The 26799-nt window shown below is 66.2% G+C and carries 29 protein-coding genes; 2 read left to right on the forward strand and 27 right to left on the reverse strand.

Annotated elements, in window-relative coordinates; genetic code table 11:
* The 27 genes from ASE70_RS20805 to ASE70_RS15955 form a co-directional block, all read right to left on the reverse strand.
* The coding region (locus tag ASE70_RS20805) for an N-acetylmuramoyl-L-alanine amidase (protein WP_235519997.1) at positions 1-690 on the reverse strand (690 nt) is incomplete at its 3' end.
* A 103-nt stretch (positions 691-793) separates the two neighbouring features.
* Positions 794-1045: a hypothetical protein gene (locus tag ASE70_RS15835; RefSeq protein WP_056506909.1), complete on the reverse strand. Its 252-nt coding sequence runs from the start codon at positions 1043-1045 to the stop codon at positions 794-796.
* A 17-nt stretch (positions 1046-1062) separates the two neighbouring features.
* A complete protein-coding gene (locus ASE70_RS15840; protein ID WP_082451076.1) occupies positions 1063-1347 on the reverse strand; it encodes a hypothetical protein in 285 nt (94 codons plus the stop codon).
* A complete protein-coding gene (locus tag ASE70_RS15845; RefSeq protein ID WP_156356304.1) occupies positions 1331-1870 on the reverse strand; it encodes a DUF4376 domain-containing protein in 540 nt (179 codons plus the stop codon). Before ASE70_RS15845 ends, ASE70_RS15840 begins: the two co-directional genes overlap by 17 nt.
* Positions 1871-1902: 32 nt before the next feature.
* Positions 1903-7791, reverse strand: coding sequence for a hypothetical protein (locus tag ASE70_RS15850; RefSeq protein ID WP_056506917.1), 5889 nt, complete (start codon positions 7789-7791; stop codon positions 1903-1905).
* The gene (locus ASE70_RS15855) at positions 7791-8210 is read right to left on the reverse strand and encodes a DUF6950 family protein (RefSeq protein WP_056506920.1); all 420 of its coding nucleotides are present in this window, start codon (positions 8208-8210) and stop codon (positions 7791-7793) included. Before ASE70_RS15855 ends, ASE70_RS15850 begins: the two co-directional genes overlap by 1 nt.
* A complete protein-coding gene (locus ASE70_RS15860; protein ID WP_056506925.1) occupies positions 8207-8854 on the reverse strand; it encodes a hypothetical protein in 648 nt (215 codons plus the stop codon). Before ASE70_RS15860 ends, ASE70_RS15855 begins: the two co-directional genes overlap by 4 nt.
* Positions 8851-9447, reverse strand: a complete 597-nt coding sequence (locus tag ASE70_RS15865; protein ID WP_156356305.1) for a hypothetical protein — start codon at positions 9445-9447, stop codon at positions 8851-8853. The genes ASE70_RS15860 and ASE70_RS15865 overlap by 4 nt, the downstream gene beginning before the upstream one ends.
* The gene (locus ASE70_RS15870; RefSeq protein WP_056506932.1) at positions 9444-12332 is read right to left on the reverse strand and encodes a hypothetical protein; all 2889 of its coding nucleotides are present in this window, start codon (positions 12330-12332) and stop codon (positions 9444-9446) included. The genes ASE70_RS15865 and ASE70_RS15870 overlap by 4 nt, the downstream gene beginning before the upstream one ends.
* A complete protein-coding gene (locus ASE70_RS21135) occupies positions 12329-12532 on the reverse strand; it encodes a DUF7697 family protein (RefSeq protein WP_443024906.1) in 204 nt (67 codons plus the stop codon). Before ASE70_RS21135 ends, ASE70_RS15870 begins: the two co-directional genes overlap by 4 nt.
* A complete protein-coding gene (locus ASE70_RS15875; protein WP_056506935.1) occupies positions 12529-13113 on the reverse strand; it encodes a hypothetical protein in 585 nt (194 codons plus the stop codon). The genes ASE70_RS21135 and ASE70_RS15875 overlap by 4 nt, the downstream gene beginning before the upstream one ends.
* Positions 13113-14078 (reverse strand): phage tail tube protein, encoded by a 966-nt coding sequence (locus ASE70_RS15880; protein WP_056506938.1) that lies wholly within the window; start codon positions 14076-14078, stop codon positions 13113-13115. The genes ASE70_RS15875 and ASE70_RS15880 overlap by 1 nt, the downstream gene beginning before the upstream one ends.
* A 13-nt stretch (positions 14079-14091) precedes the next feature.
* On the reverse strand, positions 14092-14514 hold the full coding sequence (locus tag ASE70_RS15885) for a hypothetical protein (protein WP_056506941.1): 423 nt from the start codon (positions 14512-14514) through the stop codon (positions 14092-14094).
* Positions 14515-14517: 3 nt separating this feature from the next.
* Positions 14518-15183 (reverse strand): DUF6441 family protein, encoded by a 666-nt coding sequence (locus ASE70_RS15890; RefSeq protein ID WP_056506944.1) that lies wholly within the window; start codon positions 15181-15183, stop codon positions 14518-14520.
* Positions 15183-15491, reverse strand: a complete 309-nt coding sequence (locus ASE70_RS15895; protein ID WP_056506947.1) for a head-tail joining protein — start codon at positions 15489-15491, stop codon at positions 15183-15185. The genes ASE70_RS15890 and ASE70_RS15895 overlap by 1 nt, the downstream gene beginning before the upstream one ends.
* Positions 15491-15832 (reverse strand): DUF2190 family protein, encoded by a 342-nt coding sequence (locus ASE70_RS15900; RefSeq protein WP_056506950.1) that lies wholly within the window; start codon positions 15830-15832, stop codon positions 15491-15493. Before ASE70_RS15900 ends, ASE70_RS15895 begins: the two co-directional genes overlap by 1 nt.
* A 75-nt stretch (positions 15833-15907) precedes the next feature.
* The gene (locus ASE70_RS15905) at positions 15908-17893 is read right to left on the reverse strand and encodes a prohead protease/major capsid protein fusion protein (RefSeq protein ID WP_056506953.1); all 1986 of its coding nucleotides are present in this window, start codon (positions 17891-17893) and stop codon (positions 15908-15910) included.
* Positions 17894-17910: 17 nt separating this feature from the next.
* A complete protein-coding gene (locus tag ASE70_RS15910; RefSeq protein WP_056506956.1) occupies positions 17911-19440 on the reverse strand; it encodes a phage portal protein in 1530 nt (509 codons plus the stop codon).
* Complete coding sequence (locus ASE70_RS15915) at positions 19440-19634, reverse strand: phage head-tail joining protein (RefSeq protein ID WP_056506959.1); 195 nt, start codon at positions 19632-19634, stop codon at positions 19440-19442. The genes ASE70_RS15910 and ASE70_RS15915 overlap by 1 nt, the downstream gene beginning before the upstream one ends.
* A 3-nt stretch (positions 19635-19637) precedes the next feature.
* Positions 19638-21656, reverse strand: coding sequence for a phage terminase large subunit family protein (locus tag ASE70_RS15920; RefSeq protein WP_056506962.1), 2019 nt, complete (start codon positions 21654-21656; stop codon positions 19638-19640).
* 49 nt (positions 21657-21705) lie between these two features.
* Complete coding sequence (locus ASE70_RS15925; RefSeq protein ID WP_056506964.1) at positions 21706-22296, reverse strand: hypothetical protein; 591 nt, start codon at positions 22294-22296, stop codon at positions 21706-21708.
* 163 nt (positions 22297-22459) lie between these two features.
* Positions 22460-23098 (reverse strand): DUF3164 family protein, encoded by a 639-nt coding sequence (locus ASE70_RS15930; protein WP_056506967.1) that lies wholly within the window; start codon positions 23096-23098, stop codon positions 22460-22462.
* Positions 23095-23256, reverse strand: coding sequence for a hypothetical protein (locus ASE70_RS15935; RefSeq protein WP_156356306.1), 162 nt, complete (start codon positions 23254-23256; stop codon positions 23095-23097). Before ASE70_RS15935 ends, ASE70_RS15930 begins: the two co-directional genes overlap by 4 nt.
* Positions 23253-23483, reverse strand: coding sequence for a hypothetical protein (locus ASE70_RS20015; protein ID WP_156356307.1), 231 nt, complete (start codon positions 23481-23483; stop codon positions 23253-23255). Before ASE70_RS20015 ends, ASE70_RS15935 begins: the two co-directional genes overlap by 4 nt.
* A 128-nt stretch (positions 23484-23611) precedes the next feature.
* On the reverse strand, positions 23612-24403 hold the full coding sequence (locus tag ASE70_RS15945) for a hypothetical protein (RefSeq protein ID WP_235519998.1): 792 nt from the start codon (positions 24401-24403) through the stop codon (positions 23612-23614).
* A complete protein-coding gene (locus tag ASE70_RS15950) occupies positions 24351-24776 on the reverse strand; it encodes a LexA family protein (protein ID WP_056506980.1) in 426 nt (141 codons plus the stop codon). The genes ASE70_RS15945 and ASE70_RS15950 overlap by 53 nt, the downstream gene beginning before the upstream one ends.
* Positions 24777-24846: 70 nt before the next feature.
* Positions 24847-25134, reverse strand: a complete 288-nt coding sequence (locus tag ASE70_RS15955) for a hypothetical protein (RefSeq protein WP_056506983.1) — start codon at positions 25132-25134, stop codon at positions 24847-24849.
* A gap of 101 nt (positions 25135-25235) precedes the next feature.
* Between ASE70_RS15955 and ASE70_RS15960 the strand changes: the two genes are divergently transcribed.
* A complete protein-coding gene (locus ASE70_RS15960) occupies positions 25236-25442 on the forward strand; it encodes a hypothetical protein (RefSeq protein WP_056506987.1) in 207 nt (68 codons plus the stop codon).
* Positions 25443-26168: 726 nt separating this feature from the next.
* Positions 26169-26534: a hypothetical protein gene (locus ASE70_RS20020; protein WP_156356308.1), complete on the forward strand. Its 366-nt coding sequence runs from the start codon at positions 26169-26171 to the stop codon at positions 26532-26534.
* The last annotated feature ends 265 nt before the right edge of the window (positions 26535-26799 follow it).

Consider the following 26799-nt stretch of genomic DNA (forward strand, 5'->3'; position numbering starts at 1 on the left):
GCAGGCCTTGATCCATTCCTGCGGATCGATGCGACCGTTGCGGTTCCGATCGGGCGAGAAGTCGCGATGGCCGCAGATYCGCGCCTGCGGATATTTCGCCTTCAGCTCGGTCAGCAGGTCGAGCAGCGCGGCCTTCTGCGCCGGCGTGCGCGTGTCCTTCGGCGTCTTCCCGTCACTGGCGACGCCGCCGACGTAGCAGATACCGATCGTCGTGCGGTTGTGCCCTTCGACATGCGCGCCAGACAGGTACAGCGGGCGGCCGATCTCGATCGTGCCGTCGAGACGGATGACGAAGTGATAGCCGATGTCGGCCCAGTTCTTGGCAAGATGCCAGCGGCGGATCTCGGCCGCATCGACATACTGCCCCTCGCGCGTGGCCGAGCARTGCACGACGATCGCCGTGACCGCGCGGTTGATCGGTGCGCGCGCCGCGGCGAGCCACTTCGGCACCGCCCCGCCCAGCAGGCCGAGCTTCTCTGCAACCGCGGGCTGCGGCACGCCGCGGGCGAGGATCACGAGGAAGAACAGCGCGCTGCCGATCCACTGCTGGAACCGGTCAGGGATCAGGGCGACGACATTGGGCGGCAGTGACTCCCATCCGGCCTGCAGCGAGACCGGATCGATCGCCGCGAACAGCGAGACCAGGACGCCAAGCACGGCGATGCGGACCGAATGCGCGCGCGCGAGCACGCTCCTTTGGATGGGCGGCTTCAGCCGCGAATGGTGTCCACGATCGCCTGCGCGAACGGCAGCGCCGCGCCGATCGCGAGCAGGACGATGCCGAGGTCGATGGTCATCGTCTGGTCTCCCGGTCCTGCTGCGGGACCAGGACGTCGAGCTTCGCCTCGATGCGCGTGGTCCGCTTGTCGATTTCCTGCAGCTGCTTGATCGACTCTTCGAGCACTGTGATTCGGCGCACCTGTTCGTCGAGCCGCTGGATGTAGCCGCCGCCGGTCAGCAGGCTGCCGGCGATAAGCGCGCCGACCGAAGCGGCCGGCATCCACGCCAGCCACCGCGGCGCTGGCGAGGGCGTCGTGTCGGTCATCGCAATTCCTTCAGATGTCAGGGCTTGGGCGGCAGGCCGAGGAAAGCGGTCTCGACATTGCGCAGGCAGTGGCCGGGCGCTTCCCCCAGCAGGACGAACAGCCCGTCGATCGCCGGCGCAATAATCGCCGCCCAGCGTGCGCCGCGCAGCTGACCGCGGCCGACATAGCTGCTGATCGTCTCGTCGGCCGAGGGGCAGGTATTGGTCAGACGCAGGAGGTATGCGACGCCGACGATCGCGACCTGTGCGAGCTGGTCGACCGACACCAGCAGCTGCATCACCACGTCAGCCAATCGGCGCATCGGGCCATCCTCCCTCGATGTCGAAGTCGACCAGCGTCGCGGCATCAGCCGCCGCCTCGATCGCAGCCCGCTTCGCCAGCGCGACGGCATGGCAGGCGGCGACGTGCTGCCCGACTGCAACGCCGAGCGTGATCATTGCGACAGCGTCGTGGGTCACGCTGCGGTTGTCCTGCATCGTCCAGTCGATCGAGAACGGCGCGCCGGCGGCCTGCGCGATCATCGCCATCTGCACAGCGCCGGCGACCTTGCGTTGGCTGTCCGGATCGCTGTCAGCGCGGCCGAGCGGCGTGCTGCATCCCCACCATTCCGCCTGATCCCGCGCCGCCCGCACGCCCCCCCAAACCTCGGCACGTCGTTCCGCGAGCGTCGGACCGGGCACTTCGCGTTCCACGAAGCCGCTTCCGTCCCAAAGCCATTCACCCGGTACGATCGCAGCATCGCCGCAGGGCACCGGATGCGAGCCTTCCGGCGTGTTCAGCAGCAGCGTTTCAAGATCGAGGATTGACACCACGGCATCGACCATGCCGCCAGTGTCGCGGACGATCGCATAGCGCTTCACTTTTTGAACTCCGAAATCGCCAGGGTGATGTTCGACAGGCGAAAGATGCGGTTGCCGGTATCGGTCGAGATGACGAGGTCATAAACCAGCGGACCGCTCGGCGGGTTGTCCAGGAACCAGAACGAAGCCGGTTCGCCAGTCGAGGACTGCGGCTGCACGTTCAGGAAGCGGCCAACCGTCACCTCGCCGCCGTTCTGCGTCCGGCGTACGAAGACGCGCGCGGTCCCGCTGGTCCCCTGCGGATTGACGCCCTGGTCGTACTGCAGGTCGACGCGCACATAGCCCAAGCCGGTTGGATTGAACGCCACGCTACACGCGACCTTAGTTTCCCCGTTCGTTGCCGTCGTCAGGCCGGCCGTAACGGCGACGTTCGCCGTCACCGCCTGGTTCTGGATTTTCAGCGTGCCGACCGAAAGCTCGGCGATCTTGGCTTCCCCGACGGCGAGGTTAGCGATGTAGGCGCTGTCGATGATCTCCAGCGCGGAGACGGCACCGAGGATTTGCTCCCAACCACCGCCGTTCCAACGCCGCCAGATCCGCGGCGTCGACCGCGTCACCCATGTGTCGTTGAAGACCGGGTTCGAAGGCTGCGCATCCTGATAATAGACAATCGTGTCACGGCCTGGTGCGCCTCCGGGTCCTTGCGGCCCTTGCGGCCCTTGCGGCCCCCCGGGTCCCTGCGGACCCTGCGCTCCATCGACGCCATTTGAGCCGTCCGCGCCCCGGCTGATCGACCAGACATAGGCGTCCGGATTCGGGCTGTCGGCAACATCGTAATCGGTCCGCAGTCCAATATATCGCCGGTTCAACGCCTGCGCGTCGTCCGTGGTGAAATCCTGATGGCCGTTCGGGCTGTTGGCATAGGCGGTGTGGACGTAGGGCGTGCGGCCGTCAGCACCTGCCGTCCCGGGAAGCCCGTTATTCCCGTCGAGGCCGCGCAAGCGGGTCCATCGATAGGCGTTCGGATCGCCGCTGTCGGGCTCGCTATAGTCGACATAAATGCCAACGAAGGACCGTCCGTCGGCGGCGCCAGTCGTGAAGTTGGCGTGACCGTCCGCGCTGTCGGCATAGGCGTAATGAACATACGAGGTGCGACCATCGGCACCATTCCGACCATCCGCGCCGTTGCTACCGTTCGATCCGTCACGACCGTCGCGCCCGGCTTGGCCATTCGTGCCGTTGGTGCCGGGGATGCCATCGACGCCGGAGCGGCCGACGCTGGCGAAAGCGACGTTCGCCAGACGCGAGACGCCGGCGTTGCCTGCCAGCGCCGCGTCGAAATACAGCACCTGATCCGCCGCGACGGCGTGTTCGTAATAGACGACGCCGTTGTAAACGTAGCGGATGGTCCGGTTGTCGTACTCGACGCTGAAGGTGCCATACCCGAAGCCGGCGATATCGACCGCGACATGCGAACCGCTTTCGTAGACATACGCATGGCCGTTGCTGTGGAGATACCAGCAATAGTCGATCGACACATAGCTGTCGTCGGTCGCCGGATCGCTGTTGAGACCGGCCATGATGTCGCCGGCGTGTCCGTCGCCGGCGCGGAAAGTCGCGACAGCGCCGCTACGGAAACCCGTCGTCGAATAGGCCCCGCCAGAGCCCCAACCGCCGGACGTCGTCTTGACGACTTGATCGCCGGCGATCGCCACGTTCGTGCCGGTAAGGCCGAAGGCAGGACCACGATAGGCCGACCAGGTATAGAAGCCCGGTGATTGCGGCTCCGTCGCCGACGTGCCGGTGGCAAACCCGACATACGCACGCCCATCCGGTGATCCGGTGGTGAAGTCGATCGAGCCGTCCGCCGAATTGGCATAGGCGAAATAGGGATACCAGGTCGTGCCATCGGCACCGTTCACGCCGGGCACCCCGTCGACGCCATCGCGACCCTTCGCACCGTCGCGCAAGCGGACGATCGAGACCGTATCCTTGATTTCGGTCCCGTCGATCCGGACCTGGTAGGTCAGGCTCTCGCCGCCGTGGTTGGCCAGGATGGCGTGAAAGGTGTCGGCGTCGATCTCGATGTTGTAATAGTCGAGGTGGCGACTGGCGGCACCGGTGGCGGCGAGCGAAGGCGCGTCCTGCCAGTTGGCCAGCGAGCGGCCATCACCGGCGCTCAGCCCCCACAGCAAGCCGGCCGTGGAGTTCTGGACCCGCGCGGTCAGCCGGATCGTCTTCGCGCGCGGCGTGCCGTTGGTGTCGAGGCTGAAGGACTGATCGCTTGCAGTCAGCGTCACCAGTGCTGCGCTGCTGCCGTCCGTCCCGCCCTTCGACCGCGTGGCGTTCAGCTGCTTGGCGATCGCCCGGCCCTGAAATACGGCGATGACGAAGGCGTAACCCTGATCGTTGTCGAGCGAAACGGCCGAATAGTTACCGGCTGCGTCGACGACCACGCCGAGGTGATACGGCTGCTGGACCGTGAAGGTGCATAGCGCCGTGACGTCACGGCTGCCGAGGAAGACCTTCATCTGGCCGTTGCCGATGCCGCTCGTGATGACGATCGGCGCGCCGGTAGAATCGGTCGGGTGTGAGAAGCTCTCGTTCGTCAGGAAGGCGGACAGCACCTCCGTTCCGTCCTCGCCGCTGATCCGCACCGGTGCTGACCAAGCGCTGGCGAGACTGGCGTCCGCGTTGCGCCTGGCGCGCGACATGAATAGCGCCGGGAGGTTCGCCAGCTCGAAATTGTACGCCAGCGTGCCAGGGTTTTCGGTGGCATCGATCTGCGCCCACGGCCGCACGTAATAGTATCCGGGCGGGATCACGATGTAGCCGTCAATCGGCCCTTCGGTGCCCGGGTCGCGGCCGCCGGCGGCTATCCAGTTGAAGGTCGCGCTATCGAGCCGGTTGCCGGCAAGGTTCAGGCCGATGTTCCCCCGCCGGTTCGCTGCGGCGGCCTGAATGTAGCCGGTGACACGATAGACCTCGCCGGGCTGCACCTCGAGCCACTGGTCGCCCGAAAGGTAATCGTCGCGCGCCGAGAATGCCTTGTCGCGGATCGAAGTCGGCGTGGGCGCATCGTACCAGTCGGCAGGGAACGCGCCGCCCGGCGTCCGCGGCACGATCGTCCGGTACCGGAAGATGGTGTCATCATAGCCACCATCGGCACCACGCGCACCGTCAGTGCCGTTCTCACCGACGCCCAAGATTGCCGGACCGAAGGTATTTCCCCCGTCGTTCGATTGCCGGTAATATCGATCGGCACCGAAGAAATGGTTGTGCCACCCGCTGACGCCGTCGATCGACCATTGGGTCAGGACGAGCGGTGCCGAGAAGCCGTCCTTGCCGTCGACGCCATCCTTCCCATTCGCGCCGGCCTTGCCCGCGGCCGCGAAGGTGATCGCATCGAGCCGGTCGCCGGGGTTCCCTGCCAATGCCGCATCGAAATAGAACAGCAGATCCGCATCGGTCGGGACGGTTCGGACCTCGACGCCGTCCTTGCTGTAGCGGACGGTCGCTCCGTCATAGACGATCTGGAAGACGGTGGCCTTGGTGTAACCGCCGAGCAGATCGATAAAGTCGCCGCTCTCGTAGATCCGGCAAATGCCATCCCCGGCCAGATACCAGGCATAGTCGATCGTCTCGTAGCTATCGTTCGCGGCGGGGTCGCGGTTCAGACCCGCCATAATGTCCGATGCGGCGGTCTGTCCCGCGCTGAAGCTGCACTGCGCACCGCCGCGCCAGCCTTCGGTCGAATAGCCGCCGCCGGTGCCCCACCCTCCGCTACCCTGCTTGATCAGCGCGTTGCCGCTGACGTTCGTGTCGCCGCTTCCAGCCAGACCGAACGCCGCCGGCCCCTTATAGGCGGACCAGACATAGTCGACCGGGTTGCCGCTGTCGGCTTTGACGAAGTCGGTATAGGTGCCTTGCCACCCCCGGCCCGCCGGCTCACCGACCGCGAAGTTGACGCTTCCGTCCGGGCTGTCGGCATAGGCGAAGTGGAGATACGTCGTGCGCCCGTCGACACCGTCCTTGCCGTCGAGCCCGTCCTTGCCGTTCAGTCCCGAGACGGGCTGTTCCGGGATCGTAACCGGGCCGAGGATCAAACGATCGCCCAACTGCCCGCGCACCCGGTAACGAACCGACACGTCATAGCTCGCTTCGGCGACGACCGACGTGATCTCGACCCGGGTGACGTCGACGCCGAACGTGCCTGCCGACAACCACTCGGTCGTGCCGACCGGACGATAGTCGACCTGGACAGCTTCAGCGCCCCCATTGTCGACCAGCCCGGACACGACGATCGCCGGCAAGGGGATGCCGGGGCTTTCGATCATCACCGGGACAGCCGTCCACCCGACCGGCGGATCGAGATCAAGGCCGGGCACCGACAGGTCCGGTGTGCGCGGTGGCGTCGCGGACGTGCCGAGCGCAAAGGGATGCTTCGCCGGGTCCTCGCTGCGCGCGATGAACGTCACGCCTGCGTTCGCCATGTCCAGCTCGCGCTCGCGCAGCACGACATCGCGACCGACCAGGTTCGCCTCGGGGATGTTGAGCGTGACGCAGTCGCCGGGGCGGTACCCGATCAGCGGCAGCTTGCACGGCATGGTGATCGGCTCGAGCTCGCGCGCGTCGAGCATCTCGTACATCGCGATCTCGGACGCCTGCTTTGCCGATTGGATCAGCGGATATTCGCTCTCCTTCGGCCGCGTGGCGCGATCGAGCGTCGCATAGGCGGGCACCGTGACCGCCTCGATCGGGACGACTTCCCAGCCTTGCTCTTCCAACCGGACGCGCGGGATGATCGTATTGCGCCGGACCCGGATCGATGCGGTCGACGGCGCGACGATATCGCCGATCAGGTCGTTGGACGTGATCGTGCCGATCGAGACGCGCGGGGCTGAATGGGTGCAGGTCAGCAGCCCGCCGACCTGGAACACCTCACCACCGCCGGCCTGCGCCAGCATCTTGACGATGTCCCAGTCATTGTCGGCCGAGGTGTAGACGGTGCCGCCGCACTTCCACCCGTTCAGATCGGCCGTGTTCGCCGCCTGGACGAACGAGTTCAGGTCGATGCCCGTCACGGGCAGCTCGCCGCCGGCGATCAGGTGCCCGTTCTGATACAGCCCATAGGCATAGGTGACGGCCTGACACCAAGGGTTCTCGGTATAGACATGCGTGTTCGGATCATCGATCCGACACGGACCCGAGCCGCCGGGGAAGGTGCTGTCGAGACGAGCATCATAGGCGAAACGTCCCTCCAGCACGCGGCCACGCTGCGGCACGCCGGTCGGGAATTTCTTGCCCTTGCTGTCGAAATCGAGCGTCCAGAGATCCGCTGCCTTGCCGGACAGCTTCGACGATGCGTTCCAGCCCGGGAAGTCGCCGGTTGGACCGCGCAGCGCGCGCGCTTCAGGACACGCGCCGAGCTGGGTGTCCAACCACATATTGCCGGCGAAATCACCTACCGCCGCGCCGGCCCCGTTGAAGAAGACCGGCTTCTTGTCGACAAGCAGCGGACCGACGCTTTTGACCGGGCCCAGCGACAGCACCGTCACCCAGCTTTCGCGCTGGTTGCGCATGCGCGAACCGGGATCGTCGTAATACTGCCGGTGGACGACGTTGCCGCCGACATAGGTCCGCCCGAAAACGATCGGGATGCCGGCATCCTTGTCGATCTTGAATTTCGTCGGGTTGCCTCCGACCGTGCCCTTCGGCGTCGCGACGGTGGCGGCGATCGACAGTGCCGATGCCGTCGCGCCGGCGATCGACGCGACCGTCGCCGCGGTCGCCGCGATCGAGGCCGACGTCGCGGCGCCGGCGGCCGCGGCCGCGCTGCCCGCCGATGCGCCGATCACGCCGGCGCCGGCGGCCGCGCCGACGCCGGACGCGATGAGGGCCGCGGCGCCGATGATGATCGCCGCGGTGCGCAGGGTCTTCGCCATCAGACCCTCCAGGCCGCAACGAATTCGAGCGGTTGCAGGATGTCGGCGCCGACGACGTCCTGGTGATAGCCAAAGACGCGGCCGTTCCCGACCGCCATGGTCAGCGATCCGCCGAACGGACCTTCCCCAGGCAACAGCACGAGGTCGGCCGGAAGTGCGGCCGCCGGCGGGATGCGCTGCAACCCCATGGCGTCGATCGCATCGGCGATCGTCGCGAACCCGGCGCGATCGAGCGCGCGCCGCGCACTGCGCACCGACTGATAGGTCCCGGCCTTCGCCAGCTGCGGCTTGCGGCCCATCTTACGCAGGACGAACGCGCCGAGGCGAACGCAGTCGTTCTTGCCATAGGCGAGCGGCTGCGCACGGAAGCGCGCGATCGTCGCTGTGGCCGCGCGCTGGCGGCGGACTGCCTCGATCATTGCTCGTACCCTGTGTAATAGACCGAGCCACCGCCGCCGCCCGTGCCATAGGTGACACCACCCGGGACCTTCTCGACGCCCCAGTAGCTGGTCTTCTCGATGCCGCTCATGTTCGCGCAGCCGGTCTCGCCCGGCCACACGAGCCGGTGATGGGCATCGGACAAACGTGCGCCGCGTTCCTTGTCGTGGAACCGCTCCAGCGCCGACACGCACCGCCATTCGACGGTCCGCGTGCCCTTGCCGACGGTCAGCTGCGCGACGTCGAGCAGGCCTTCGAACACCTGGATCGGCTCCGGCAGGATCTGGCCGCTGGCCCGGTCGACTGCCGCCAGCCATGCCCGCACCGGGCTTTCCTGCACATCGGCGCGGGTCAGGTCCTGGACCCCGACCGCGCCCGGCGGACAGAATGTCAGCATCCATTCGGGTGCCTCGTCGGCAACACCGTCGTGCAGGGTGCTCGCCGAAACCAGTGTGCCGAAACGCGGATCACGGCCGCGGAACCGCTTGGTGCCCCAAAGCAGCTCACCGCCGCCGACGATATGGCGCAGCGTATAGTTCGGCATCTCGATCTCGATCAGCGGCGCGATCGGGAACAGGCCGGACGACAGCGCCTCGGTCATCTGCGGGGAGAGGCGCAGGGTCATTTGCGCTCCATGATGCTGAATTCGAACGGGTCGATGCGGTTGCGCACGAAGCGGCCGCCCTTGTCGAAGCCGGTGAGCTTCCCCTCGATCAACGGCGTGTCGAAATAGACCCGCTCACCGTCGATCGTCAGGAATCGCAGCATCGGCCAGATCGGCACCATCACCGCGCCGTTGCTCGGGACGATCGTTGCCTGCGCAACCATGTGGACGTGGTGGATGCCGAGGTGGAGGATCGAAAAGTAGCGGCCCTGCTCCAGCAGCGTGCCGCCGGGCACGCCGCGAACGGTGATGCTGCTTCCTGCCTGGTCGGTACCGTTGACCACCGGCGCGCTGCCGCCGGGCAGCTGCGGGACATGCGGCTGCGCAATCGGCATCCGCGCATCGAGCGTCGTCGCCATCGTCAGCGCCGCCAGCAGTGCCCGGCCATCGTCGTTCTGGCGCAGCTGTGCAGTCGAGACGTTCGCGATCCAGCGGTCGCCCAGGCGGGGAATCGGCAGATCGTCGCCGCCGAGCGCGCCTTCCTGGTTGCCGCTGAACAGACGGGGGACCAGCGCGAACGACGCGATCCGGGCGGTGGGGAGGAGCATGCTCACCACTTCCTCCCCAACCGGCGACCGGCGCGCGCCTTCGTTTCGGTGAAGCCCATCTGCGCGCCGCCGGCGGCACCGCGCACCGCGGCCGCGTCGCCGATCGCCAGCATGTCGCTGTAGAGCTTCTCGGTAACGACCGCGCCGCGCAGGTCGAAGTGCTGGACATTGCCGCGCGGGCCGCCATCGTTGGCGGCCAGCAGCCGCCGCGTTTCGCCCGCAGGCGTCACGCGCGACCCGCGCGGCGGGCTGACCACCTCGGCACCATTCTCGCCGACCAGCGTGTCGCCGCCCGACCAGTAATGGGTTCCCGCCGCGTTGCCCGGCGGGCCGATGAAGCCTTGGGAGGCACTGGCCCCGGGGGCCGCACCCTTGCCGCCGAACAGACTGCCAAGGTTGCCCAGCACGCTGCCAAGCGTCGCAGCGTCCCCGCCGGTCAGCATGTTCTTGATCGGGTTCAGCAGCGCGAGTTTCAGAAACTCGTTCTGGATCATCTTGAGGATGGTCTTCCCGCCTTCGCCCCAATCTTCCCAGGTCTCGGGCGACAGTACCGTGTCGACGAATTCCTCGCCGAAGCCGCGAATCTCTTCCCATGCCAGCTGCTGGTCGTGCAGCCGGTCGACGATCGCGTCGTACGCATCGGCATTGCGCAGGATCTCTCGGCCCTCGTCGCTGTCCAGCGCGACGCCCTGTTCCTTCAGATCGAGGATCAGGCGCAGCTTGGCGAGCGACGACTGGCGCAGGTTGTCGTTGGCCCCGACCAGGCGCAATTCCTCGGCGACGGTTGCCAGCGAGTCCCGCTGGCTGCGCAGCGTGTCAGACAGATAACGGGCGCGATCGCCATCGATGCCCGCCTCGGTCTCGTCGGACTTGGCCTTCAGGAAGTTCTTGCGGCCTTCCCCGGTGAACTTCGACCGGTCCGCCTCGATCACCGCGGCGCGGCGATCGGCGTTGCGGCGGCGATCGGCGGCCGATAGCTCCAGATCGGCGGTAACGCTCCGCATCTCGTCGGCGCGGCCCTGCGCATCGGCGGCGGCCTTCAACGACCCGTCCTCGGCTTCCTCGGCACGCGCGCGGCGCATGGCAGCGCGATATTCGTCGATGACCTTGGTCAGCGTCGCCAGCGCCTCGCCCTGTGCCAGCGTCTGCAGCTTCAGCAGCGGCCGCAGCGCTGCCTCTTCGGCCAGCGCGTCGTTGGCCTGGTCCCATGTCCAGGTGCCGGCGAGGATCTCTTTGCGGACATTGGCGCGGGCGTCCGCCTCGTCGCGCAGCTTGGCGACCGCCTTGGCGCCCGACACGACCTCATCGCCGACCATGATGGCCAGCTGACGCCGCGTCTGCGCCTCGCCATCGATGCCCTTGCGGGTCGCGTCGGTCAATCCTTTGCGCGCGGCTTCAGCCCGGAGCGCAGCGTCGCTACCGACCAGATAAGCGCGGGCGAGATCGAGCGCGGCGTCGGCGTTGACCTCCATCGCGGCCGACTGGCGGGCGAGGCCGCGCGCGCGGGCTTCCCCGCTGCCGGTCGACGAGTCCTGCGCGGCGATCAGGCGACGCTCGGCCGCGAGGCGACGATCGCGATACTGGTCCTCGGTGATCGTGCCGGCAGCAAGCTCGCGCCGCCCGTCCTGCTCGACCTTGCGAAGGGCGCGCTCGGCCTCCGCCACCCGGCCGGTCGAAACGATCAGGCGGGCATCGCCATCGATGGCGGATGCCGTCTCGTCGGCACGGACGCGCCGGGCTTCAGCGCCGGCGGCGCGGACCGCGTTACGGCCGCGGATCAGGTTCGCATCGAGCTGCGACAGTGATGCCTCAACGGTGGCGATCGCCTTGTCGCCGTCCGCCAGCCCCATCGCCGCGATCTCGCCCGACTGGCCGGGCCCAGATGCCCGCTGGCGGTTCGCGGCCTGAAGCGCCTTCATGTCAGCGAGACGGGCGGCAGTGGTCGCCCGGATGCCCTCGGCGAGCTTGATCTGCGTGTTGGCGTTGTTCAGCGCCAGCTCGATCGTCGTCGCCTGCGACCGGTTGTAATTCCCGGTGACGTCGTTCAGCTGCTTGATCGCGCCTTCGAGCGTATTGGTCGCGGCCGCGTCGGCGCGCTTGGCGGCTTCCGCCTTCTTCGCCGCGTCCGCGCTCTCCAGATACTTGCCGACCAGCGTGGTCAGGATGATGATCCCGCCGGTCAGTACCGCGCCCCACGGGCCGGCGATAAAGCCGAGGAAACCCTTCGACGCGCCAGTCATCAGCTGCACGGCCTGGACCGTCTGCCCGATCTGCTGCGCGAAGATCTGGACGACCGGCGTCCCCGATCCGAACGACGCCGCGACGTCGCCGATCTGGTAGGACAGCTGCTGCGACCCGGCCTTCAGCTGGCCGACCGAGACGTTCGCGCGGTTATGCGCGCCGGCGACAGCGTCCAGCGCCGCCTTCTCGATGCGGAGCTTCGCGCAATAGTCGTCGAGCGAGATCGAGCTGGCGGCGACCAGCGTCCGCGCTTCGGCCATTTCCGCATTGAAGCGGTCCTGCGCGGCGATCGCCGGGTTGATCGAGGCCAGCAGTGCCCGCGTGCGGACCTCCAGCTGTTCTTGCGCGCCGAGCAGCTCCTTGAACGCCAGCGCCGATCGCCGCGCCGATCCTTCCCACTGCCCGAAGCCCGTCCCGTTGACGTCGCCGATCTTCATCTGGACCGCGGTCTGCGGCATGATCGCAGCGATCTTGTCGGCCGCGCGCGCCTGGCGCTGAAGCGCCGCCTCGACGTCGTCGCTCGCGCGTTCGAACGCCTTGGCATAGCGTTTCGCCGACGCGTCCCCCGACTGTGCGATCTCGTCGAAATCGCGGGTGACGGTCGCCTTGCCGGTGGTGCCGAGGCGGATCGAGACGGACTTTTGGGTCATTCGTCCTCCTCCGCATCATCGCCAGCGTCTTCGTCGCCGTTCAGGTTGGAAACGATCGCGGCCTCGGCCGCAGGCAGCACGTCGGCCAGCAGGCCGAGATCGACGTCGAGCGCCGATGCGACGGTCATCACCGCACCGAAATCGAGTGCGAACGGACGCCCGGTACCGCCGACGCGGATTTGCCGTTCACAGGTGGTCAGGGCTTCCCAGACGCCGTCCGCGGCTTCCGTTTCGGCTTCGTGGAGCCGGTACGGGCACGCCTCGCACCGCTTCGGGCGATCGCCGCCGGCGGTGCAGGAGAGCTGACAATATCGGCCGCCGGCATCGCCGCCACCCCAGTGCCATTCGGCGAGGCGGCGAAGCCGTTTTTTGCCCGCTCCCGCTGCGCGAACGGCATGACATAGACCGCATCGATCGCGTCGAAGATGACCGGATCGGTCAGCAGCATGTCGAGCGCCGCCCGGCTGAAGGCGAGCGTTTCGAACACCGGTTCGCCGTCGACCAGAATGGCGTTGCCGTCCTCGTCGACCTGTTTGACAGCGACATCACACCAGTCGCGTGCGCCCTCAACGATCAGCGCGAGGCTCAGCGCGTCGCCGAGGTCCTCCAGCTGGACGACCGGATCTACGTCGACCGTCTCGTCCTCGTCGGGCCGGGCCAGCGCCTTCAGCGCTGCCCGGCGCGCGCGGCGCATCATCGGTCGGTCGATCGGATCGAACAGGATCGACGCGCCCATCACCAGCAGCCATTCCGGGCCGCGCGGTTTGGTGGCGACGAGCATCAGTAGCTGTCCTTGTCGTTCTTCAGCGTGACGATCACGGCATTGCCGTTCGCGCCCGACGTCTGGAAATTGAACTGCGCCTGGATGCCGCCGGGGCCGCTGATCGGCCGCTTCGGCTTGGGCAGGAACACGCGAGGCAGGGTGAACAGCAGCGTGAAGGCACCGACCGTCCACCCGAAGGTGATCTCCATCGGCGTGGGCGGGCTGGTCGACGCCGCCAGCAGCAGCTCTTGCGTGGCGAATTTGATGGTAAGGTCGCCGGTCATCATCGCCATGCCCGGATCGCTGTCCTCGATCCGCCCGTCGGGCTGAATCGTCTCGACCTTCTCCAATTGGTTGCTGAAGGTGAAGCTCGCACCGACGACGCTACCGAGCAGCTGGCCGTTCCGCTTCACGGAACCGGTGGCGTTGGGGAAGCGGGTGGTCGGCAGAATAGTCGGGTTCGGCCCGCCGGCGCTGGTGTTCGCCGGGTCGGTCTCGCCGATACAGATCAGGCCGAGCGTGGCGTTCAGCTTGCCCGACCGGGCCATCTGAATCCGCATCGTGTTGCCGCGGCAACCGCGGTTGACGGAATAGGCCGGGACCTCGGGCGAGCCGACCTCGATCGAGATCGAGGGCAGGGTCTGCGCACCCGACTTGAAGGTGTGGGTGTAGCCATCCTCGGGGGTGCCCGCCGACAGCGGGTTTCCGAAGAACAGCTTCAGCCAGCGACCGAAATTGCGCGCATCGACCGGCACCACGATATCGCCGTCGTTGGTGGCGACGCCCTCGGTCGGGTCCTGCATTTCGCGGCCCTGGCCGAGCAGGTCGTCTTCCTCGAGCGGCCGTTCCTCGCCCAGCGTATGGCTGACGAACGGCGCGGCGTGCCAGGCAGCGCCGGCCGCCGGCGACGTGCCGGGGGTGGCTTCGAACGCGGTTACGACGCGCGCATTGGAACCACGCGCGCGGGTGGGTGCTACCGCCATGGCGGGTCTCCTTTCAGGTGAGGGGGTTCGGCGTCCCGTAGGACGCGACGATCGCGGTATCGCCACCGCGCGGCGACGAGCCGCCGGCGACATGCAGGTCCTCGGTCATCGGGCCGGTCGGCTCGATCCATTCGCACAGGCCGCCAAGCGTCCGGTCCGCGTCGACCGCGGTGCCGATCGCGACGAACATCGCGTCGAGCGCCTCTTCCGACGGTGCGGTAAACTCAAGCGGGATACGATGGTCGTACCAGTAGAAGACCGGGGACAGGTCGACGTCGGTCTCGACCATATCGCCGGTGCGGATCACGACGCGGCCGCCGGGCGAAATCCGCGCCGGCGCTTCGTCGCCCGGTTCCAGCCCGAACACGTCCGCCGCCGGCAGCGCGGCCTTCACCAGCGCGCGGACTGCGGTCAGCACGTCAAGACGCTTCGACATAGGTCAGCCCTCCAGACGGCGGGAAAATTCGGCGGCGTAGCGGTCGGCCCAGCGTTGTGCCGGGCGCTCAAGGTCGACGGCTTTCGGCATGCGGACGAATTTGCGCAGGACGAACATGAGCACCGGCTTGGCGACGCGACCCTGTCGCTGCCGGCCGACGGTCCCCGGGCGATAACCGCGCATGTTCTTGGCGCGGACGACGTCGATAAAGGCGAGCACGGTACCGCCGCGGCCGGGACGAAACTCGAAATCGGTGTTGAAGCGGTTCTCGACCTCTTCGGGGGTCATCGCTCCGCCGCGCATGTTGCGGCCACCGCGCGACACCCGACCGCGCGCGCGCGGCACGTTCTTGGTCGGTATCCACTGAAAATTCGCGCCGTTGACCGGCCGGATCGTGGCCCCGCGCGCGAAAGCGTCGATGATCAGCGGCGCATTCGACCAGATATAGCCGCCGGGGTTGACGCTGACCCGCGCCCCGACCGGATAGCTGCCGCCGCGCCAGGTGTTGGCAAGGCGCGTACCCATGCCGGCGTCGGTGATCTGGCGGCGCAGCTCGGACAGTGTCTCCGGTGTCGTCTCGCGCATCGCGAAGGTCGCCGATCGCGCGACGAAGCCGTTGATGTCGGCCATGGTGTCGCGGAAACCGATGATCTCCGCGTCGATGCGCATCAGACCGGCTCGGCCGGGCAGATCCAGCGCAGTGCCTGCGTGTCGCGCTGCGGCTCTTCCGAAATCCGGAAGGTGCCCGCCTCGACGGTGATCAGGTCGTCGATCGCCGGTTCGGCAACGTCGACCGCCTGGATACGAAACACGTTCGTCGCCTGGACGACCACGCTGTCGCGGAACGACGTTTCCTGGTCCGGCCGCTCATGGATGACACGGATCGGCCGGGCGGACGATCCGTCGTCGTAGACCGCCGCCACCGCGCGGGGCCCGGCGAAGAGCGTCCCCAGCCCGGTGGCGAACGGATCGGCCATTACAGCGTGACGCCGTTCAGGCGGACGCGGTAGACCGTGTCGGTGGTCGACGCGGCGCGCGTGGTGGCACCGATCAGCACACCGTTGCCGCCCGACGTCTTCGAGTACGTCTTGGTGACGGTGTCGAAATAGATCTTGGTGCCGGGGGCGGCGTCGGTGTTGGCGCCGGTCGCTTTCGGGAAGGCATAAACGCCTTCGACTTCACCCTCGACTTCCGCGCCCTGCGCAGTATCGACACTGGCAACGGCGAACAGCGAGCCGACGACGAAGCCGGCACCCGAGGCGACGGCATAGGGCGCGATGAACGTGCAGGTCCGACCTGCATGCAGATAATTCTTCATCCGGGATCTCCGAAACGACGACGGGCGGCACGATGGCCGCCCGCGTCAGGGTTGGTTGGTCGCGTCGCCGGCGGATCAGCCGGTGCGATCGAGGCCGCGGTGGTCGATGACGGCGGCCGCGAAATCGAGCGACGCCTTCATCTCGACGCCGTCCATCGTGAAGCCGACGCGGCTCGACAGCTGCACGCCCTCGGCGCCTTCGAGATACGCATATTCAACGGTGTCGATCTGGCCGTTCGAAGCCGCGAGGTAGAACGCCGTGGTCGACGATTCATCGAGCAGCGGTTCAACGATCGGCGTCAACGCGGTACGGCCGCCCTGGCGGAACTCGTTCACGTCGGCCGAGCGCGCCGGCACGAACTGCGAGCTGGTGAACTGGTAGGCGACCTGCTCGATGTCCGTCGGCACGATCAGGTGCTGCGGCGCGATGTTCAGCAACTCGGCCTGCAAACCCTTCTGCTTGCGCATGCGGGTACGGGCGGCGCCCAGCGAGTTGGCCGAGATCGCGGCGCCGGCACCGAGGTTGCCGTGATCGGCGTGGAAGAGCGCGATGCCGTCCGGCAGGGTCGGGTTGGCAGTCAGCTGCGCATAGACGGTGCGGTTTTCGAGGCGCGCGGCCGAGGCGGCAAAGCCCGACAGGATGCGATCGAGCGCGTTCAGGTCATCGTTGATGATGAGCTGACGCGACAGGCCAATGATGCGACCATAGTTGGTCAGCGCATAGGACACCTTGCCGTCGGTGAAGGTACCGTAGCGGAACTCGCCCTTTTCGTTGACCTTCATCAGGTCGGGCATTGCCGAGAGCTGGACGGTGTCAACCGACTTGAAGTTCGGGGCGTTCGGCGCGCGGCGCGCCCACTGGCGATAGGTCGGCTCGTGCTCCTCATACGAGGCGCGCAGGCGGCGGCCCATGGCGTTGCTCATCAGCGCCGGAAAATCCGACGTGGTGTGCAACGCGCGTTCGGCGATCTCGTGCGGCGTCATGCCGCGCGTCGACACGCCGCTCGATCCGATCAGCTCTTCCGCCATGCGCAGCAGACCCATGCCGCGGTACTGGCGCGAAGTGTCGGGCAGCTGCGAGCCGGGAGCCATGCGGTGGAACACGGCGTCCGACATAGCGCGGACCATCGTGGCACCGTTGCCGACGGTCGGCGAGACGCGATTGATGGTCTGCGCCGAGCTGTCGCGCTCTGCGAAGCGGCGACCGATATCGGCCATCAGCGTGTCGTGATTGAACGGGGTGCTCGAATGGCGGACCAGCAGCTCTTCGCGAGCACCGACATCGAGGCCGGCGTTGCGGGCTGCGGTGAGGACGGCGGCACCGTCGACGGTCGTCGGTGCCTGGCGCTGCTGCTGCTGCTGACCGTCGGTCGACTGATCGGTCGTGGTGGTCGTGGTGGTGGTGGTGTCGGTCGACTGCGAGCCGGCCTGATCCTCGGGGTCCATAGTACGCTCCTGGCTGGATGCCGGCGAATTGCGGCGAAAGATGCAGGGAAAGCCGCCCTGCGCGGGTTCGGAGCTGCGCGTCTGCGCGCCAGCATCGAAAGGCATGGTCACAAAACTGATCTCGTACGGTTCCCAGTCGACCGCGCGGTACAGCGGGCGTTCGCCCTCTCGCTCCGTGATCTCGTATTCATGCACCCGGTACCCGACCGACACGTTGCGGATTACGCGGTCGCGGATGTCCTGAATGATCGGCGCGATCTCTTCCCGGCGCGAGAAGCGCAGCGTTGCCACGCCCTCACCGTCGCTCATGCGCGCCGTGCCGTCGACAACGACGCCCAGTTGGCTCGACAGGTCGTAGCTACGATGCGAGTTCAGCACCGGCCCGCCGCTGTTGATCCGATCGAGCCGGACGTGCGCGGCGTCGGTCGACAGCTCTTCCTCGATCAGCTCGTAGCGACGCCAGTCCATGCGCGTGCCGCGCGAGCCGGTCGTCCACACGACCTCGACCGTGTTTTCGGCCTCGTTGAAGGTTTCGGCGCGGATGGTGACTTCGCGGGTGACGAGCTGCAGCTCGCGCGATTCATCGGCCGCGGGGGCGGCGATCTCAGGGTCCATGAACTTCTCCGGGAGGGTCAGGCGGCGTCGTCGTCGGCCGCGTCGGTTTTCTTCTTGTCGGCCCCGCCCGACGTCGCAGACTGGTCGCCGCCCTTCGCCTTGCGGGGGTCGCCGTCGAACATGAACCCCTTCGCGATCGCGCTTTCCGCTTCCTTCAAATCGGAGGCGTACTGATTCAGGAATTCGAGGTAATCGTACCCGCGTTCCTCGACGAGCTGCGACAGCGTGACCTTGCCCATGCGCAGGTTCAGCAGGTCGGCCTGTGCATCCTTGTACGGGTCGACAGAGATGAAGCCCGGCGGGGTCCAGCGCCACCCGAAGGTCGTCACCGGCAGCAGGCCCGCTGCCTGCGCCGCCTCGCGGTACCGCTGCGCGATCGGCCGGCAGAGCTTATGGATGACGACGTGCCACTGGATGCGCTCCATGCGGCGGCGGAAGCCGTGACCGCCGGCGCGGAACGAGCTGTAGTTGATCCGTGAGAAGTCACCCGAGACATGCTCGTACATCAGCCCGGCCGCAGCGGCAGTCTCGCGCAGATACTGCGCTGCCATCGCATCGATGCCGGCGTCGGCGAGCGGCGGGTTGAAGCTGATCTCCTCGCCCGGCAACAGCCGGGTGAGCATGCCCGGCTCCATCCGCTGCTTTTGCGGTCCGTACCCTTTTCCCTTCCCGGCCTCCGTATCGACGCCGATCTTCAGCTCCTCGTCGGCCGAGGTGATGAACCCGACCATGCACGCGGCGGTGCGCTTGCGGACCAGCTCGGCTTCGAAATAGCCGCGCAGGTTCTGCAGCGTCATAATCGCCGGCGCGAGGATCGGCATGCCGCGATCCTGCCCGGGGCGGAGCTTGTTATAGAGGTAGATGACCTCGTCGGCCGGAACGCGCTCGCTGACCATTCCGCGCAGGCGGAAGCTCGCCATGTCGCCCGGATGCGACGGGAACAGCCAATAGGCGGCTTTGCGCCCCTGCGCGTCGTATTCGATACCGCGATCGATGTAGCCGCCGGTGACGGCCCCGTCCTTCATTGTGTCGATGAAGTCCGGCTCGAGAACCTGCAGCTTCAGCGGCGCGATCGTCGCCTTGCCGTCAAACGCCACCCGGCGAAAACGGATCAGCGCCGCACCACTTTCGGCCATGCCCTTCACCGCCGCCCAGATCAGCCCGTTCAGATCCTGGTCGTCGTCGAAGTCGCAATTCTCGGTCCAGGCGCGCCACCCGGCGGCGATCGTTTTGGCGTTGCGGCCCTTCACCCCGGTCGGTGCGCCGACGATGCCGGTGCCGACGACGCTATCGGCATAGGTCTCGACAATCTGCTGCGCATATCCGCTGTTGCGGACCAGGTCGCGCGCGCGATTGCGCACCAGCTCCTCACCACCACCGATTTCCAGGTTGGCGCTGCTGCCCGGCGTCACCCAGCTCGCGGTCCGATGATCGCGCCTGGCACCGTCATAGGCACGCGCCTGCAGGTCCATGGCGCGGCGCGCCGAGATCCGCCGGAAGCCCGCTTCCGGATTGAACCATCCGACGGTGCGGTCGAGCAGGTTCATCAGAACGACGCCACCGAGCTGCGCGACGGCGACGATCCGAACGCCGGCGCGACGTCAGCCGCCATCATGCCTAGCGTCTCGCGCATCTCGGCAAGCGACCGATAGGTCACTTCGCTGCCATCGGGATAGCGGACGCGCAGCGCGCCCGTCGCGATCGCGCGCTTCAGCGCGTCGACATCGTCCGAAGTGAACATTGATTATCCTCCGAACCAGCTTTCGCCGCTGCCGCCGCCGTCGATCCAGCCACCTGATTCCCCAGACCACGGCTCCGGCTCGGCCGCCGGCGTCGCGATCGGCGCGACGAACCGGTCGAGCACCGCAGCGGCGGCGTCGTCGAGGTCGAGCCCGAAATGGATCAGCCCTTGCAGTGCCGCGTACCCGTAAACCCGGCAGTCCGAAGCCTCGTCGGCCTTGCCCTTCGGCGTGTCCCAGGTTGTGAACCGTCGCCCGGCCTTGATCTTCAGCAGCAGCTTGGGCGCGAGCATCTGCTCGTACCAACCGATGTCACGCGACTGGTGGACGTGCATGTAGCCAGCGCCGGGACTGTCGAGGCCGAGGCGAGCGCGGATCGTGTCTTTCGCGGCGTTGGTGCCGACGATCGTCGGCCGGTACTGCGCCTTCTTGCGGTTGGTCGGCTTAACGGTCGGCCACACCGGTGCCCGCTTGCCCGCCTGCTCCGACGCGCCCTTTACCGCCCAGACATGCCGACCGAGCCGCGCCTTGGCGAAGCGGTAAACTTCCTGCGTCCGGTGACCGCCGGAATCGATACACGCCGCGGCCGCGGTGAACGGTCGCCCGTCCGCCCGGTGCCATACGCGCAGCAGCTGCTCGTCGACGCGGTCCCAGGTCTCGTCCTTCGACGTGTCGCCTTCGACGACGACATAGGCGATCGACCAGCTTTCCTCGCCGCGGCCCCAGCCAATGAATTCCAGCTCGACGCGATCGTCCTGCGTGTCGCCGCCGACCGTGATGACCGCGACACCGTCCGGAACCGCGGCCGCCCAATTCTCCGCCCGGGCCGCGAGGACCTCGGCGCGCAGATCCTTCGACGCCTGCCGTTTGTGCGGTCGACCGCGCTGCGTGTTGTCGAATACGACCCGGAGATCCGGATCATTCTCGGCCGCCAGAAACTTCGCCGCCTGTTTCGGCGGGGCATCCTTCGGCCACGGACTGAACAGCTTGCCGGCGGTGAAGCTGGCATGCTCGTTATCGACCGGCCACTTGCCGCAGTCCGGACACCGCGCCCGGTAGACCGCGTGCCGGTCCGATGCCCACCAGTCCCACACCGCGGCCACTGGATCGGCGGTACCGCCTTTCCAGTGCGCCTCGAAATCGACCATCGGGTCGCGGTGCTGGCCGCAGCAATGGTACGGCTTGGTCTGGTGCCAGCGGGTGGTCTGAAGCGCAGCCAGATGCTCGCCCTGGCTCCAGGGCACGCCGCATGCCTCGCAGTGTATCGCGGCAGTCTTGGGGTGGTGCGCGACGACCACCCCGGCCTCGCTGTAATCCTTGTCCCATTCGACGTTGCGGAAGAACTCGAGGAAATTGCGGTGACCGCAATGCGGGCAGTCAACCGATGCCTGCCGCTGATCGCCGTCGAGATAGCTATCTTCGATCCGGCTTTCGCCCGAGATCGTCGGCGAGCAGGTCCGGATCGACAGGTAGCGGGGAAACGTCGCCTGCCGCTCGTCGCCCAGCGCGATCGCGTCACCCTCGCGGGTGACCGGATACTTGTCGGTCTCGTCGTACAGCGTCACCATCACCGGTCGGCGCGCCAAGTTGTCGGGACTGCCCGCACCGACCAGGGCGAGGAAGCCGCCCGGGAAGCTCTTGAAGGTCAGCGTGTCTTCGGCCGACCGGGTCTTCCGGTTGCCGACCAAGGCGCGCAGGACCGGTGTCGCCTTGATCAGCGGCCCGATCCGCTCCTTCGAAAACCCTTCGACCGCGTCGTCTTTCGGCTGCACGAGAAGTATCGGCGCCGGGTCGAGATGGATGTGATACCCGACCACGCTCTCGATCAGCGCCGTCTTCATGAGCTGCGTGCAGACCATAAGCGTGATGATGTGAACGCCGGGTTCGGTGACCGAGAGCATCGGCCCGCGCGCCGCCTCGACCATCGACGTTCGCCATTTACCCGACGTCGACCCCGCGCCCTTCGCCAGCTTACGGAAGTTGTCAGCCCAATCCGGCACGCTGATGCGCGGCGGCGGCGTCATGCCTCGCCGCCAGGCACGGCGCAGCCGGTCCTCCTTCGGAACCTCCTCGCTAAGCCTCCTCAAACGCGGAGGCTGGATCTCCAAGGTCGTCGAGCTGCTGCTGGACATACTTGTTCAGCGCCTCCACGACCGGGTCGGGCGATACGCCCAGCTCGGCCGCGATCATCGGCCCGACGCGCGCCGGCCAATTCATCCAGGCATCACGAAACTCGCGCGCCTGGTCGAACAGGATTGCCTCCGCGATGGCGATATCGATGACATCGCCAGCCTCTTGCATCGCGGCCAACAGGTTCTTGGCCGCCGCGCCGTTTTCCTTCACCCGCTCCGCGTCGGCGCGCGACAGCATGCGCCCGGCGATGAAGTTGGCGAGAAAATCGTCGATCTGGATCGAACCTGCGGACACCTCCGCGTCGGCCGGCGAGAGTGCGGACACCGGCGTCGGGTCCGCACCGGTGTCCGCACTCTCCGCAGCCCTGCGATTTTGTTGCCGCCAACCGGTGCCGGCGAGCGCCGCATCGATGCGGTTGTCTGCCGTAACCGACAGTTTTCCGGCCTTTACCGCATTTCGGACCAGCTTGTCGCTGCATCCGTCGAGCCGGGCGAATTCGCGGAAACTGACGAGGTTTACGGGTGCGGACATGACAGGTGCGGACACCTTTCAAAACTCATAGCTGGCCGAACCACACGCCTTTGCCGCCCTTATCTACGGGGCCTAGGGGAGGACCCGCGACCGGGGGGGGGTGTCCCACTATGTGGGATGCCCTCGGTCGGCCTCCGCGCCCCCTTGGCTGCCCCCTGATGGGTCAGGCCGAGGCGACGTCGAGCTTGATGCCCTGCCATTTGCCGTTGTGCGCCGGGCGACGATAGCAGCGCATGTACTCGCGCGACCCCATCACCCGGAACGAGTCACGGATGGCATCCATGGCGCGTTTCCAGCGCGGATCGTCGCTATGCACCTTCAACAGCATCAGCAGGCCTGCCCTGTTGATCTGGCCTTCCTTCTCGACCGAGAAGGCGTTGTTGACGATCGCCCGTAGCTCGGGCGGGCTGCCGCCTGCCCATTCCGTGAGGCACTGGTCGACCAGCGACTTGGCGGTCAGCAGCTCGGGACCGAAGTCGAACAGGTCCGCGACCTGCACCTTGACCTGCTGGCACCCGTCGAACGTGGTCAGTTGAATGTTGCCCTTCGCGCCTCCGACGGTCGCGCCATACTGCTGGTCGAGCAGCTCCTGAAGCGAACGGATCTGTTCGAAGGTGTCAATGCGGAACTGGGTAAGCGCATCGGACATCACCTGCGCCCGCTGGATGATGCCGCGTACCATCTCGTCGACCAGCAGGTCGACCGGCTTCACCGCGGTGAGCGGCACGAGGTTGCCCTTCGCGTCCCGCAGATAAAGCTCACCTTTGACGTCTATCGCGCCGGGGTGGCGTTGGTCCGTCACGCTGCCGCACCTGGTTGCGCCGCCACCGTTTGGCGTAGCGTAGCAAGCTCGCGGGCGATGATGTCCAACAGTCCGCGCGTGACCGGCACGACCTCGTCGGCCTTGCCCGCGGCCACTGCCTGAAGCTTCACGATATCGACCCGTTGCATAGTGCTCACCAGCCTGCCTTGGTCCCGCACGGGCTGATGTAGCGCGGCGGATTGGAAAGGGGACGACACCCGCCCCGCGCGGCTTCATCGAGCCGGCGGGCGATCCGGCGGGCTTCATCTGCCAGCTCCTCCACCAACCGGTGGCTTGGGATGCTGGCTCGGCCGCGCGCGAGGAGAAGGTCCAAATCGTCGGTGAGACGCTCAAGCTCATCGAGAAGCGGGCTGCTGTGCGGCATCGCTATCTCCCGAAGACGACAACGCCCGTCAGCCAAGGGGGGAAGGCTGACGGGCGAAGGACGCAGGTGTCGCTGCGTCGGATTTGACCGAATTGTGGCCGTTCGGGGAGTGGCGAAAATGTGCGAAGCTACGCGATGGTTGCATGCGCCCGGTCGAGAGCCGCCCGATCGATCTCCTTGCAGACCTGCCCAAGGATGCGCGGCCAAAGGTCCAGCGCGTCGACCAGCAGCTTCTTAGCGCGGCGGTTGTGCATGCTGTACCGCTTGGCCACGACGGTAAAGCCGACCGTTTCTCCGACCACCATGTCGAGGACCGCGCCGATCGGACCGTCGATCGCCGCGCGCCACTGAGTATAGGCCATCTCATGCCGGACCCGGCTCAAATTCTCGTAGAACGCGCCGTCACCGCGATGCCCGGAATCGATCCGGGTTTCGAGGCTGGCGGTTCGCACCGCGACGTCTGCCCCGATCCGCTCGGCAACCATCGCAATCTCGACGGCCGCCGCCAGCTGGTCGGCCGTGATGCCTCCGCTATGCCAGAGGCGGGCCAGCGCGCCCTGATGCGTGCGGCTCGCGCGTTCGTGAGTTTCAGCGGTACCGTCCCCACGCTTGGACCAACGATTGGTCATCTCTGCCCGGCCCTTGCGGAATGCGCGTTCAGCCTTGGCGGCGTCGGGATGACGGCGCGCCCAGTTGAGACGATGGTCCTCGGCTCGCGCGGCGATCGCGCGGTCGATATCGCTAGGCTTGCGGCGCGGCGGTGCTTTGGTCGACCAGCCTACACGCGGTTGCGACGACGCAGCGGTTGCGCCGGCGTGCGCTTCGCGCGCAGCGCGGCGTTCTGCCATGGCCGTGCGATGCTCGCGATCAACGATCGCCCGCATCACCTTGGCTTCCGCCGCTGTTTCGATCCGCACCATTATTCCCCCAACCCTCAACGGCTGAGATGTGATCGAGCGCGGCCGGGACGGACAGTGGCGTATATGTGGGCGGGAAGATCTCTAGGGTTTCGTCGTTGATGTGCCAGCCCTCACGGCGCAGCTCGTTCAGGACGGCTTCGCGCCGCGACGGCAACACGATACCGCGCGCCTTCCCACGCTTTCGCATGACGCGACCGGTTCGTTCGAGCGCCCGAACGGCATCGCGCGCGCGATGTCGATCGACACCGATGCCGGCGGCAATCTCGCCATAGCTCGGCGAAGCGCTGTGCCTTTCCCAGTACCGCTCGATAAAGTGCAGCGCGAGTTGCGCACGGCTCGCCATCTCGGCCGTCAGTCGATCGCCAACATCCATCACCACCCCGAAATCCCCGGCGCGAACATAGGCAGAAAATCTTGGATTTGCACGGCTTGCCTCGCATGCGTCACGGTTCGTCTTGCGCCTGCGTTGCGATGACATCCGCGAGGGAAGGCCCGATGCGTACTGTCGGATCGTTTGCCGAAGGCGAGACTTTCGTCGGCCGCCGTCCACATTTGGCACACCGCAGCTTACCGCAAAGATAACCGATCGGTGCCGGCCAGTTTCGCGTGCGCTTCATGTGGTCGAGCTGGTGGCGATCGATCACCGCGATATGCCCGCACGCGCACCAAACTTGCAGGTTCGCACCGTGCCGGACGAGGTCCCAGATCGAGTTGAATTTCTTCGTCCCCATATCGGAACAGAAATCGAACGAAATCCAACAAATCAATAGACGACGCGGGTACCGTGTGGCGTGCTGTAGACGCTCAACCGTTTCCATCGCTGGAGGATGTTATGGCCGATCCGTTCCCGCCGCTCGAAGAGAACTGCCGCGAATGTGGCGGCACCGGCAAAGCCAAGGAGGAGCCCAGCGGGCGTGCCATCATTATCGGCCCCAACCCTTGCAGGGCTTGCCGAGGAGCGAAGCAGCTGCCGACCGTTGCGGGTAAAGCCGTTCTCGAGTTCGTGCGCAAACACATGAAGGCCGGCACCCTCCGCTGAACGGCGATAGCGGCGGACATGCGCTCCGTCGCCATGTCACAGAACCCTCGGAAAAGCGCGGTTCTTACGATGGCGTAGGAGCAAAATACCCACTCGATACCCACGGCCGGTAACGCCCACTTGCGGACATTCCTCGGGTCATCCCATATTGCGCGGATGGCCCCACCTCCGTCTAAAGAACAGCGAATGGAGCTTCGTCGCGCGACGGGGAACAGAGCGCTGCCTGTGATGACAAGCGTCCCCTACCATCGAGGGCCACTCTGCCTTTGGCCCCACGCCTGCTTCGACTGCCACAAGTCATGGAAGTTGCCGGACGAGGCCATTGGCAAGTGCCCGGAATGTGGCGGGACGCTTCATTCAATGGGGCGCGCGTTCAGGGTGCCAAAGAAGTCTGACAACGAGCAATGGGCCAAAGTTCGTGCCCTCTGGTTTGCCGGTTTTCGCTTTGTGAATCACACGCGCTGGCAAGAGGCAGAGCCGTTCCCAGAGCGCTTGCGGGAGGTTGACGAGTTCGTCCGCCGGAACCCGCAACACCCATTCCGGGTCGCCGGATCACACGGCAGCTAACCACCGGTTTTAGACATTCGGGCGGCGGACCCGTCCACCGCTGGCCGGACCAGATTAGCGAGATGTTGCGTAACCGGCGGTGAATGAAGGGTCGCTGGTTGCACGTTCTCCTATGCTATTGCCTTGTAGCACCAAGAATTTTTCCGGAAGGTCCGAACGATGATGCTTCTCATCTCCCTCGCGCTAACTACCGTTCAAATACAAAAGGAAGGGTCTGCTCGGGCGCTTACCCCATCAGAGATAAGAGCGGATAGGTACCACTATCACAACAAGAGGGTCACGATATGCGGTGATGCAATCGGTCAAGCTGGACCCTACTCTTTGCTCGTATCGCAAACTGAATATGATACAGCAGCTATATCTATTGATCCCAAAATTAAAGTAGGGCGAGTAGCAGATAAATTATGCGCAACAGGTGTGATAAAGCGATTTGATGGCCTGACCTTGAAAGAAGCGCAAAAACAGGGAAAATCATACGTAAGCGTAGATACGTCTTTTGACGCTCAATATATTCTGAGGCCGTAGGTCGCAGGCTCCGTCGTAAAAAATGCAGGCAGAGCGGACGTACCGTCCGCCACGCGCTCAGAAATTTGCCGTTTCATAGGCGGTCGATACCCCCAGTTCGTCTGGCAATACCCGCGTCCTGTTCCGCCCCATCAGCGAGCATTATCGATGCTTGAACGTCCAGCTTCGATCATCTCCCGGTTCGTTATTGAAAAGATAGCGGATGCCGTCGATGCTGCCGTTCGGCCAAACGACCAACTCGCGCTCGTTGATGAACTCAACCTCT

This window comes from Sphingomonas sp. Leaf22 (genome assembly GCF_001421715.1).
Taxonomy (GTDB): Bacteria; Pseudomonadota; Alphaproteobacteria; order Sphingomonadales; family Sphingomonadaceae; genus Sphingomonas.